Source organism: Comamonas aquatilis, from assembly GCF_965139575.1.
Taxonomy (GTDB): Bacteria; Pseudomonadota; Gammaproteobacteria; order Burkholderiales; family Burkholderiaceae_C; genus Comamonas; species Comamonas aquatilis.
This window is the reverse complement of record NZ_CBCSIW010000011.1, coordinates 118,874-129,515: the sequence shown is the minus strand read 5'-3', so window position 1 is coordinate 129,515 and position 10,642 is coordinate 118,874. Positions and strand designations below refer to the sequence as shown.

General features: G+C 59.4%; 13 protein-coding genes. 12 read left to right on the top strand and 1 reads right to left on the bottom strand.

What is annotated here, in order from left to right; genetic code table 11:
- From ACNAZA_RS14220 to ACNAZA_RS14180, 9 genes are all read left to right on the top strand, one after another.
- Positions 1 to 596 (top strand): phage antirepressor KilAC domain-containing protein (locus ACNAZA_RS14220; protein ID WP_415797206.1); only part of this gene is annotated, 596 nt, incomplete at its 5' end.
- 14 nt (positions 597 to 610) lie between these two features.
- Positions 611 to 1,537 carry a hypothetical protein gene (locus ACNAZA_RS14215; RefSeq protein ID WP_415797205.1) on the top strand — a complete coding sequence of 309 codons (927 nt, stop codon included), beginning with the start codon at positions 611 to 613 and terminating at the stop codon, positions 1,535 to 1,537.
- Positions 1,530 to 2,312 (top strand): hypothetical protein, encoded by a 783-nt coding sequence (locus ACNAZA_RS14210; protein ID WP_415797204.1) that lies wholly within the window; start codon positions 1,530 to 1,532, stop codon positions 2,310 to 2,312. Before ACNAZA_RS14215 ends, ACNAZA_RS14210 begins: the two co-directional genes overlap by 8 nt.
- Positions 2,309 to 2,821, top strand: coding sequence for a hypothetical protein (locus ACNAZA_RS14205; protein ID WP_415797203.1), 513 nt, complete (start codon positions 2,309 to 2,311; stop codon positions 2,819 to 2,821). Before ACNAZA_RS14210 ends, ACNAZA_RS14205 begins: the two co-directional genes overlap by 4 nt.
- 147 nt (positions 2,822 to 2,968) lie before the next feature.
- Entirely contained in the window at positions 2,969 to 3,385 is a 417-nt protein-coding gene (locus ACNAZA_RS14200; RefSeq protein ID WP_415797202.1) for a DUF1064 domain-containing protein, read from the top strand.
- Complete coding sequence (locus ACNAZA_RS14195; protein ID WP_415797201.1) at positions 3,382 to 3,639, top strand: hypothetical protein; 258 nt, start codon at positions 3,382 to 3,384, stop codon at positions 3,637 to 3,639. The genes ACNAZA_RS14200 and ACNAZA_RS14195 overlap by 4 nt, the downstream gene beginning before the upstream one ends.
- Positions 3,636 to 3,938 carry a DUF4406 domain-containing protein gene (locus ACNAZA_RS14190; RefSeq protein ID WP_415797200.1) on the top strand — a complete coding sequence of 101 codons (303 nt, stop codon included), beginning with the start codon at positions 3,636 to 3,638 and terminating at the stop codon, positions 3,936 to 3,938. The genes ACNAZA_RS14195 and ACNAZA_RS14190 overlap by 4 nt, the downstream gene beginning before the upstream one ends.
- A complete protein-coding gene (locus tag ACNAZA_RS14185) occupies positions 3,932 to 4,462 on the top strand; it encodes a hypothetical protein (protein WP_415797199.1) in 531 nt (176 codons plus the stop codon). The genes ACNAZA_RS14190 and ACNAZA_RS14185 overlap by 7 nt, the downstream gene beginning before the upstream one ends.
- Before the next feature lie 12 nt (positions 4,463 to 4,474).
- Positions 4,475 to 5,029: a hypothetical protein gene (locus ACNAZA_RS14180; RefSeq protein WP_415797198.1), complete on the top strand. Its 555-nt coding sequence runs from the start codon at positions 4,475 to 4,477 to the stop codon at positions 5,027 to 5,029.
- A 6-nt stretch (positions 5,030 to 5,035) separates the two neighbouring features.
- Here the strand turns inward: ACNAZA_RS14180 and ACNAZA_RS14175 are convergent, their stop codons facing one another.
- Positions 5,036 to 6,181 (bottom strand): hypothetical protein, encoded by a 1,146-nt coding sequence (locus ACNAZA_RS14175; protein ID WP_415797197.1) that lies wholly within the window; start codon positions 6,179 to 6,181, stop codon positions 5,036 to 5,038.
- 90 nt (positions 6,182 to 6,271) lie between these two features.
- Here ACNAZA_RS14175 and ACNAZA_RS14170 point away from each other — a divergent pair, with 90 nt between their 5' ends.
- From ACNAZA_RS14170 to ACNAZA_RS14160, 3 genes are read left to right on the top strand one after another with little or no spacing between them, the layout of a single operon-like run.
- Positions 6,272 to 6,952, top strand: a complete 681-nt coding sequence (locus ACNAZA_RS14170; protein WP_415797196.1) for a hypothetical protein — start codon at positions 6,272 to 6,274, stop codon at positions 6,950 to 6,952.
- On the top strand, positions 6,949 to 8,523 hold the full coding sequence (locus ACNAZA_RS14165) for a terminase (protein ID WP_415797195.1): 1,575 nt from the start codon (positions 6,949 to 6,951) through the stop codon (positions 8,521 to 8,523). Before ACNAZA_RS14170 ends, ACNAZA_RS14165 begins: the two co-directional genes overlap by 4 nt.
- Positions 8,524 to 8,528: 5 nt before the next feature.
- Positions 8,529 to 10,622, top strand: coding sequence for a portal protein (locus tag ACNAZA_RS14160; RefSeq protein WP_415797194.1), 2,094 nt, complete (start codon positions 8,529 to 8,531; stop codon positions 10,620 to 10,622).
- The last annotated feature ends 20 nt before the right edge of the window (positions 10,623 to 10,642 follow it).

Genomic DNA, 10,642 nt, shown 5'->3' with positions numbered 1-10,642 from the left:
CTGAGCTCGGACTTGATCCCCTGAAATTTCAGGGCATCTATCTGGACGGCATGAACCGCCAGCAGACAGAGTTTCATCTGCCCCGTGAGCTGACAGACACGCTCTTGACCGGCTACAGCGCCGCGCTGCGCCTGGCTGTTGTGCGCCGCTGGCATGAGCTGGAGGCCCAGCAGGCCCCCAAGCTGCCCCAGACCATGGCCCAGGCTTTGCGCCTGGCTGCGGAGCAGGCCGAACAGATCGAAGCCCAGCAAGAGCAGCTGGCGCTGGCCGCGCCCAAGGTGGAATACGTGGACCGCTATGTGGCGGCCAATGGCTCCATGGGTTTCAGGCAGGTGGCCAAGCTCCTGCAGGCCAACGAGCATGAGTTCCGCGCCTGGATGCAGGACGAGAAGGTCATGTACCGCTTGGGTAACGAGTGGACGGCATATCAGAACCACATCGAAGCGGGCCGCTTTGTGGTGCGCGCTGGTGTGGCCAGCGCCAACGACCATGCCTTCAACACCACCAAGTTCACCCCCAAGGGCGTGGAGTGGGTTGCAGGCCTGTGGGGCAAGCACAAGGCAGCGCTGGCGCTGGATAGCGGGGTGCAGGCATGAGTCTGTCAGTCTCTTTGAGCAATGTGGGCAACCCCGTTGCCTACTACCCGCGCCTTGCTCGCTTCTTCGGTAGCGTGAACGTGGCCATTCTGTTTGCGCAACTGCACTACTGGAGCCTGCGCGGCGAAAGCGACCTGGGCACTTACAAAACCTCTGAAGAGTTCACGCTGGAAACAGGCTTGTCGTACCGAGAGCAGGCCACGGCCCGCAAGGCGCTGCGCGATGCTGGCTACTTGATTGAAACGGCTCGGCGCCTGGAGCATCGGGTGTATTTCAAGCTGAACTTGGAAGCCGTTGATGCTGCTTTTGAGGCATGGACGATAGCGCAATCCGCGAACGACGAAAACGCATTTCGGGAAATGCGCCAAGCGCAATCCGGGGAATGCGGTAAACGCAGTTCGCGGGGTGCGGCAAACGCAGTTGGCGGCGTGCGTAAAGCGCAATCCGTTATTAATACAGAGATTCCTACAAAGACTCCTACAGAGACTCCAACAGATATTCTTTCCACGACGGCTGACGCCGCCGTCGCCGGAGCCTCTGCAGCGGCCCAAGAAGCGGAACGCAAAGAAGCCTTCGCAGCGCTTTGCCGTAAAACCTGGGAGGCTTACGCCGAAGCCTACTTTGCCCGCTACAAAACCGAGGCGGTGCGCAACGCGAAGGGCAACACCACGGTGGTGAACCTGGTCAAGCGCCTGGGGGCCGAAGCGCCGGACGTGGCTCGGTTCTTTGTCGAACGGGTGTCAGAGGCTTTCGTGGTTCGCCGCTGCCATGGCATCGGTGACCTTCTGGCGCAGTGCGAGGCATTTCGCACGCAATGGGCCAGCGGCACCGCCATGACTTCGACTGGTGCACAGGCAGCGGACAAGACCAGCGCCAACTTTGACGCCATCGAGGAAGCCAAGCGCCTGACGCGCCAGCGCAAGGAGGCTCGCAATGCGTGATGAGCACGATACCGACTGGCTGCTGGAGGAGCTGGGCGCGACCATGGAGCTGTCAGGCCAGCAGATCCGTCCTGCTGCCCTGACGCTGCTGGCCGACGACCTGGGCCACATCGACAAGCCTTTGCTGCGCATGGCGCTGGCTCGCATTCGTGCCGAGCACCGTGGCCCCATCCTCACGGGCACTGTGCTGCAGTACGTGGACCATGCCATGGGCCGCTTGCTGCCGGCGGAGGCTTATGCGCTGGCACTTTCGAGCGCCAACGACCACGCCACCATCGTTTGGACGAACGAAATTGCGGAGTCCTGGGCGGTTGCTGCGCCGCTGCTGGGTGCTGGTGACAAGTTTGGCGCTCGCCAGGCTTTCATCGAGGCTTATGCCCGCGTCACCGGTGAGGCCCGCGCTCTGCGCCGCTTGCCCCAGGTGCAAGTGAGCCTGGGCCATGACACCGAAGGCCGTACCCGGGCGCTGCAGGAGGCCATTGCCGCAGGCCGTTTGCCTGGTGGTCTGGATGCCTTGCCAGACGATGTGCGCCAGCAGCTGCAGTTGCCTGCACCGCGCTCAGCACTTGCGCTACCAGCTCCCGAATCTGTAGCAAGCGCCACCCAGCGCGCCACCTTGGAAAAGCTGGCCCAGCTGCGCGAGGAGATTGCCGGCCGCACTGGCCGCCGCACGCACGCCCAGGTTCTGGCCCGCGCCGACCGCATGGTGCTCAACCGAGCCAAGCGCCGCACAGCCCAGGCCGTGCAGACCTATACCCAAGGAGGCTCACTGTGAACGGCGTAACCGGATTCATCAACAAGGTGGTGGACAGGAGCTATCCGAATCTGCCGTACCACTACAGCTTGGCCCAGGAGCTGACCGCCAGCGCCAGCAAGCCTTTGCACCAACGCAAGCGCAATCCTCTGGTCCAAGCCGTGAATGACGCGGTGCAGGCCGTGGGGTATGGCACCCCTGTGGTGGAGCAGTGGCGCACCCTCGCAGACGCCGCAAACATCGCTGAAACGATGCTGACCCTGGGCCTATTCGATGACCCGGACGCGCTTTTCAGCGATGCAGTGGCTGCCGTGGTGGTCCTGGGGCGCGCCCACGGCCATGGCGAACCCATGCGCCTGAATGCCGCGCAGCTGATGCACCTGACCGAGTTTGCCGAAGCCTACGAGCAGCTGCTGGCGCTGGCATCCGAGCGCAACTACATCCATGCCCACCGTGCCACGGAGCGCCGCCTACGCGAGCTGCTGCTGAACGGCACAGGAGAGGGCGACCATGAATTCATCGTCAACTGAGAGGCGGCAATGGGAACAACGAATCAACGCCAAAGCCGTGGAAACAGCGCACCTCGTCAAGCTGGCCATGACGCCGGGGTGGTGGCAGCACTCGCGGCTAAGGGCTTCGGAACTGGAAGAGGAATCCGTGACACATGGGCACGGCCTGTGGCTGGGAATGCGGGCGGCGGTCAAGGCCGAGCTGCAGCGCCTGGGCTTCAAGCCGCATCCCAGCGAGCTGGTGGAAGTGGAGCCAAGTACGGCAACAAGAAAGCCACCACGGCCGAAGGCCTGAAGTTTGACAGCCGTGCCGAGCTGCGCCGCTGGAACCAGCTGTGCCTGCAGCTGCGCGCCGGCGGTATCTCCGATCTGCGCCGTCAGGTGGTCTATGAGTTGGTGCCGTCAGTGAAGTTTGTGGATGCTAACCGCGCCCGTCCAGCTATTCGCTACATCGCGGACTTTGTGTATGTGGAGAAGGGCGCCGAGGTAATAGAGGACGCCAAAGGGGTGCTGACGCCTGAATTCAAGCTCAAGCGTCACCTGATGAAGGCCTTGCTGGGCCTGGAAGTGAGGCTCGTCAAATGAACCTGGAATTCTTTGGCAAGGCCGTTCCCCTGGCCGGGCAACGAAAGCCGATGCTGCCCCGCGTAATGATCAACCCAGGCGCCACGCTCAACTGGTACAAGGCCGAGCGCCTGAACAACGGCCGCTGGCTGATAACGGAGTGGATGCGCAACAGCTGCCACAACCCGATGCAGGTGGGCACCAACAGCGTTTGCGTGGTGGACAACTGGGGCGATTACGTGGAGGTGGACAACTGGGGGCCGGCATGGCGATGAAGCGTATTTACATCGCCGGGCCTATGACGGGCCTGCCTGAGCTCAACTACCCCGCGTTCCATGCTGCTGCGGCCAAGCTGCGCGCCCTGGGTCACCACGTCGAGAACCCTGCAGAAAACCCCAAACCGGCCTGCGGCACCTGGCATGGCTACATGCGTATGTCGCTGCGCCAGATTGCTGACTGCGACTGCCTTTACATGCTCCCAGGGTGGCGCGCATCCCGTGGTGCTCGTATCGAGCATGGGCTGGCGCTGGATCTGGACTTGGAAGTGCGCGACTTTGAGGAGTTGGCATGCTGATGCGCCGCGCTCCCATGCGCCGTGGCGCTCTCTCTGGGCTGGCGGCTGGCGCTGAAAAGCAGGACCAGGACCGTGAAGCGCGGCTGGCCGAGCGTGCCCAGCGCCAGCTGGAGAGTGCCCGCGCCACCGCCGGCCAGTGCACAGTGCGCGCCACCGTGGTGATGGGCCCGGCCACTTCAGGCAAACCCATCGTGAAGGAAAACGCGGTGGAGTGTGAGCCTTACCGCCGCCTGGTGGCCCAGCTGCCTTGCATGTGGTGTGGCATCAGCGGATACAGCCAGCATGCCCACCTGAACCTGGGCAAGGGCCTGAACCTCAAGACAGACGACCGCACAGGCTTTCCGCTGTGCTGTTCGCGCCCAGGCATTGAGGGCTGCCATGTGGCCTATGACCAGTACCACCTCTTTGACGAAGCGCCGCGCGAGGTGTACCGCGAGTATGGGCTGGAGTGGGGCCGCATCACCCGCCACACGATTTTGACGAATGGCCAGTGGCCAAAGAACCTGCCCCTCTGGGCAGATTAAAAACACTCGGGGATGATGATGACCGACACACAAAGCAACAACAAGACCAGCCGCCAGATCATCTGGGATGCCATTGTGGAGATGGATAGCCTGGGCCAGGCTATTTCTCGCCAACGCCTAGTGGAAGTGACAAGGCTGTCATTTCATGTGATTGACGATCATGTGAGCCGGATGATTGAAGTGGATGGCACTCTGCGCCGAGTGGTGAGCGGGGTGTTTGAGGTGGTGCGCGGGTATATGGCTCCGCGCGTTGTCTCATTCGCGGACTTGGATGATGGGCAGACGCTGATCGAAGTGGGAGATCAGCAACTACGGGTATGGCCGCGAGAGCTGCGCATCATTGGTCTTCGGACAAGCGGGAATGCGCAGCAATTCGCCGCTCTGCAGATGCAGCATGACGTTGGGATGATGGGACAAGAGCAAATGCTGCAGCAAGTGGCCGTGCGCAGAGAGCAAGCTGCTCGCATCAAGCAGCTTGAGGATGAAAATATCGCATTAAAAAAGCGGAATAATGAAATGGCAGTCAGAGGTGGTGAAGTAATAGATGCTCAGGCATCTCTGCTGTGAATTAAATTAAGCCGAGATCGATTCTGCCGTCTCGGCTTTTTCTTCCAATAGTTCGTCAAATAATTTTTTTAATTTTGGACTATTTGATGTTCTAGCTTCGTTGAGCCTAAATCCGATTTGGATAAACTGGTGTGCAATCCTTGCCGAACTAGAAGTTTGATAAAAATCACTCTCGTTATCTGTATATGATATTAAATTAACTGAAATCAAATGATCGAATGAAGAAAGAATATTTGGCAACTCTATGAGAGTGCATTCTGTTATTAGTTCTGAAATTGGAATTATTTTTTTGTGAAGTTTTCTTGTTAATGCATGAATTATTACGATGATCGTTGCGCATGATTCATCGATAAAGGTTCTGTCTGGCAGTAGGTATTGGCCTCGAAAGGATAGTGATCCATTTGCAATCAAGGGCCAGTAGTTGTATTTTTTGTCGATAGTGATGAATTGATCATTTCGAGAAAATGCTCGAATCTCTAAATTGAAACCGATGGACAATAATTCTTCATGAAGTCCATCATTTGATAGATTAACAGTTGAGAAATCAAGGTGAGAAATCTTTGGTTTGATACTTTCTTTGAGTGAATTCAGCTCAGTGCGGGACTCCACTATGCGGTTGTTTAGCTCATTTTTATCCTTTTCTGCTGCTTGTTTCTCAGAACTGAGGTTTTGTATTTGACTATTGAGATTTTGAATTTCCAAAGCGTGATCAGTCAAAGATTTCGAAAATTTTTCCTTTTGATCCAATAATTTTGTTTTTTCTTCCAAAATATGCGTTCGAAGACTCACCGCTTCTTCATTGGTGAGTACCTTTTGCTCTGTGACCCCGTATATTGCTTCACGATTTAAGTTGATTTGTTTCTCGTGCCAGACGGTTATTTTTCTAAATAATGGAGGGAGAAGAAAAATCCAAATAGCCGCGACCGCCCCTGGAATTAGGTATCCATGAAAGAACCAATCGATCCGGTCAGGCATTAGGTCTTTATAGATGTACTTGATCTTCGCTTCCCATGGTCCTTTGCCTAAAACTACGAGCACGATCTTGAAATTCCAAACAAGCCATGCTGCTGCAAATGCTCCGACGAACGGGTTACCAATACGCTCTTTCAAGGTTTGCATCATGCCGAGCATGAAATTTTTTGCCTCGTCCATTTTTTTCCTCTGTGCTTTGAATTAGACGAATTCTATTCAACACCCCCCTAGGGTTCGACCAAGTTGCGGACTGCCGGAACACTACTCGGCATGACACGCAAGGTGATTGACTGGGAAGCCGTCGAAATTCAGTATCGGGCAGGCATTCGCTCTCTCAAGGACATTGGGGGCGAATTTGGCGTGTCAGACGCCGCCATCATCAAACGAGCAAAGCGTGACGGCTGGACGCGAGACCTGCGCGCCAAGATCCAGGCCAAGGCCGATGCAAAGGTTAGCGCTGCGCTGGTTAGCAAAGAGGTTAGCGCGCAAACCAAGGCTACCGAGCGCCAAGTCATCGAAGCCAATGCAGAGGCGGTGGCCAACGTCAAGATGGCCCACCGCAAGGACATTGGGCGTGCCCGTGCCCTGGTCAATGGCCTGCTGGATGAGTTGGAAGGCATGGTGGGCCAGGAGCGTGTGGAGCTGCTGGTAGAGCTTGGCGACCTCCTGCGCAATGAGGACGAGAGCGGCAAAGACCGTCTCAACGACCTCTACCTCCAGATCATCAGCCTGCCAGGGCGATCCAAGGCTATGAAGGATCTGACCGCCTCTCTGCAGTCCTTGGTGGGCATGGAGCGCACAGCCTACGGTATGGACGATAAGCAGCTGGGTGTGGCTGGCGGCGTGATCAAGGATATGACGGACGCCGAGCGCGCCGTGCGCCTTGCCAACCTGCTCAAGAGCCCCAATGCTGCTGGTGCACTGGCCCAGGTGATGGGGGCTGGCCAATGAGCGTATTGGCCAGCCTGAGCACCGCTGACCTTATCAAGGTGGTGCAGTCGCTTGATCCCGAGGCGCGGCGCCAGCTGGATGAGTTGCTGCTGTCGGGGGATTCGCCCTTGTGGGTGCCTCAGCCTGGGCCTCAAACCGTGGCCTATGAGAGTGAAGCCGACATTATTTTTTACGGCGGCGCGGCCGGCGGGGGCAAGACTGACCTGCTGCTGGGCCTGTGCCTGACTACCCAGAAACACAGCATCATTTTCCGGCGCCAGTCAGTGCAGCTGACGGGCATCGAGGAACGCATGAGCGGCATCCTTGGCTCGCGCACGGGCTACAACAGCCAGGATGGCGTATGGCGCCTGCCAGGTGGGCGCGTGATGGAGCTGGGCAGCGTCAAGGACGTGGGCGATTGGATGAAATACCAAGGCCGCGCCCATGACCTCAAGGCCTTTGACGAGATTACCCACTTCGCTGAGACGCAATTTCGCGCGCTGATTGGCTGGTTGCGCTCAGACGATCCCACTGTCCGCCAACGCGTAGTGTGCGCGGGCAACCCGCCCACCGAGCCCGAGGGCGAGTGGGTCAAGCGCTTCTGGGCCCCATGGCTGGAGCCGACCCACCCAAACCCGGCCAAGCCGGGCGAGCTGCGTTGGTTTGTGACCAATGAAAAGGGCGAAGACCAAGAAGTGCCCGGCCCGGAGCCTGTGATGGTGGGCAAGGATGAGGTCAGGCCCAAGAGCCGCACTTTCATCCCTTCCAGCGTCAACGACAACCTGTTTCTGCTGACCACGGGCTACAAGTCCACGCTGCAGTCTCTGCCCGAGCCGCTGCGCAGCAAGATGCTCAATGGCGACTTCAATGCGGGCAGCGCTGATCCGGCCTGGCAGACCATCCCCACGGAATGGGTGAAGGAAGCCCAGGCGCGCTGGGTCAAGCGCGACACCAAGGGTGAAATGACCGCCTTGGGCTTTGACCCGTCGCGCGGCGGCATCGACAAGTCCTGTATCGCTCGGCGCCATAGCAATTGGTTTGACGAGCTGGTGAGTGCACCGGGAGTGGTGACCAAGGACGGGCCCACGGCCGCAGCCTTTGCCGTACCGCTTGTCAGGGACGCGGCGCCCATCTGCGTGGACTCCATCGGCATTGGCTCCAGCGCGCTGGACTTTCTCATTGGCCTGAACCTCAACGTGTTCGCGGTCAACGGGTCTGAATCCTCCACGGCCATGACCAAGGCCGGGAATCTGCGTTTTCGGAACCGGCGCGCGGAAATGTATTGGCTCTTGCGCGAAGCACTGGACCCCACAGCACCAGATCCCATTGCGCTGCCACCAGACCCAGAGCTGCTGGCCGACCTGACAGCCGTTCGCTACAAGGTGGTGACCCTGGGAAACACCACGGCCATCCTGATGCGCAGCAAGGACGAGGTGCGAGAAGTGCTCGGACGCAGCCCGGACAAGGGTGACGCGGTGGCCATGACGTTCGTGACAGGCATTCCGCGCCCGGCCAGGGGCAAGAAGGAAAAGAGCTGGCGCGACAGGCTGCTCAAAGGCCGTAACAACAAAGGATCGGCCCAGGCCGCATAAACACCATGGATCTGATTGCACAAGAAAACTGGGCGCGCTATCGCTACGGCATTGACCGTGGCCATCGCGGCTACACGGAGCAGGCAGAGCGCTGCGAGGGCATGTACCTGGGTGGCGGCGAGCAGTGGCGCGAGGAAGACAAGCGCGTGCTGGACGGGGAAGGCCGACCCTACTACGAGTTCAACCAGATCATGCCGGCCATCAACACGGCCCTGGGCTACCAGATCAGCAACCGCATGGACATCACCCTGCGCCCACGCGGCGAAAAGGGCGACCCAGAGGTGGCCACCATCCTGAGCAAGGTGATCAAGCAGGTCAGCGACTCCAACCAGCTCCATTGGGTGGAGACGCAGGTGTTCGGGGATGGGCTGATCGAGCAGCGCGGCTACTTCGATGTGCGCTTGTCCTTTGACAGCAATATCAAGGGCGACATCGTGGTGAGCTTTGCGGACCCGCGCGATGTGATCCCCGACCCGGACGCGAAGACCTACAACCCGGACGACTGGGCCGATGTGACCTGGCCGCGCTGGCTGACCAAGGAAGAAATCGGCCAGATTTACGGCAAGACGGCTGCCGAGAAGGTGGTGAACGACGAGAACCAGAGCCCGGACTTTGGCGATATGGACGGCGAGACACCGCGCAACAAGTTCGGCTGGAGCGGCCTGCAGGATGCCTATTTCATGGGCGTGGATGGCATCAAGCGCTATCGCGTGATCGACCGCCAGCGCTGGGTCTATGAAATGACGCCCTGCCTTGTCTTTCCCCAGACTGGTGATGTGCTGGTGGAGGAAAGCATGTCTGCCGAGTCCGTACAGGACGCGATCAGCAAGGGCGCGGTGCGGGCGCGGCGCATGAAAAAGCGGGTCAAGTGGGTGGTCAGCACCTGGTGCAGCGTGCTGCATGACGAGTACAGCCCCTATGAGCACTTCACCCTGGTGCCGTACTTTGCCTATTTCCGGCGCGGCAAGACGCGCGGCATGGTGGACAACGGCATTGGCCCGCAGGAGGTGGTGAACAAGGCCGTGAGCCAGTTCGTGCACATCCTCAATTCCAGCGCCAACGGTGGCTGGATGGTGCAAGAGGGTTCTCTGACCAATATGGACACGGAGGATCTGGAAGAGGATGGCGCGCGCACCGGCCTGGTGGTGGAGTACGCCAAGGGGGCGGATAAGCCCGCGCGCATTCAGCCCAACACGGTGCCCGCCGGTGTGGATCGGCTGATCGACCGAGCGACCCAGGCTCTCAAGGAAACCACAGTGCCGGATGCCATGCGCGGCAACCAGGGATCGGAAGTGTCGGGCATTGCCATTCAGAGCAAGCAGCATGCGAGCCAGCAGCAGTTGGCCGTGCCTCTGGACAACCTGGCCTTCACGCGCAGCTTGCTGGCCAAGCGCATCTTGAAGCTGATCCAGCGCTACTACGACAGCTACCGGGTGTTTCGCATCACGGAAACCGACCCGCTGACCGGCAAGGACGTGGATAAGACGCTGGAAATCAACAAGTTTGACCCGGAAACCGGCGCTTATCTGTATGACGTGACCGTGGGCGACTATGACGTGGTGATCGGTGAGCAGCCTATGCAGGTCACCTTTGAGAACAGCCAGTTCCAGCAGTGCATGGAGATGCGCAGAGAGGGGGTCGTCATCCCTGACCGCGTGGTGCTGCGTTACAGCAATTTGGCCGACAAGCACGAGCTCATCGAGAACCTGCCCGACCCGGCTCAGCAGCCAGCCGACCCAACCTTGGAAGCAAAGGCCAAGCTGCTGGCAGCTCAGGCGCGCAAGACCGATGCCGACGCCCAGAACAAGGATATGCAGACCCTCTACACCGGGTTGCAGACCGCACAAGTCATTGCGCAAACACCCCAGACCGCACCACTGGCCGACCAGCTGGCCCGATCGGTGGGCTTTCAGGACAAGGACGCGGCCCCCATCGTGCCAGCTGCCAATGCGCAGGTCGAGGGCGCGCCCATCGTGCCGTTTCCAGAGAACACCAGCCCCATGGACCCTGCAATACCGCCGGGCGCGGCGACTGGATCCACCGGCGCCATGGCCGGCATAGAGACACAGCGCGCCGATGGCCTGCTGCCAACCCAATAAGCAACCACTGACCACCACCA

Coding starts and splice junctions, on each gene's coding strand:
- ACNAZA_RS14175 (WP_415797197.1), bottom strand. CDS start 6,181: ATGGACGAGGCAAAAAATTTCATGCTCGGCATGATGCAAACCTTGAAA.
- ACNAZA_RS14160 (WP_415797194.1), top strand. CDS start 8,529: ATGGATCTGATTGCACAAGAAAACTGGGCGCGCTATCGCTACGGCATT.
- ACNAZA_RS14170 (WP_415797196.1), top strand. CDS start 6,272: ATGACACGCAAGGTGATTGACTGGGAAGCCGTCGAAATTCAGTATCGG.
- ACNAZA_RS14210 (WP_415797204.1), top strand. CDS start 1,530: ATGCGTGATGAGCACGATACCGACTGGCTGCTGGAGGAGCTGGGCGCG.
- ACNAZA_RS14165 (WP_415797195.1), top strand. CDS start 6,949: ATGAGCGTATTGGCCAGCCTGAGCACCGCTGACCTTATCAAGGTGGTG.
- ACNAZA_RS14195 (WP_415797201.1), top strand. CDS start 3,382: ATGAACCTGGAATTCTTTGGCAAGGCCGTTCCCCTGGCCGGGCAACGA.
- ACNAZA_RS14190 (WP_415797200.1), top strand. CDS start 3,636: ATGAAGCGTATTTACATCGCCGGGCCTATGACGGGCCTGCCTGAGCTC.
- ACNAZA_RS14185 (WP_415797199.1), top strand. CDS start 3,932: ATGCTGATGCGCCGCGCTCCCATGCGCCGTGGCGCTCTCTCTGGGCTG.
- ACNAZA_RS14180 (WP_415797198.1), top strand. CDS start 4,475: ATGATGATGACCGACACACAAAGCAACAACAAGACCAGCCGCCAGATC.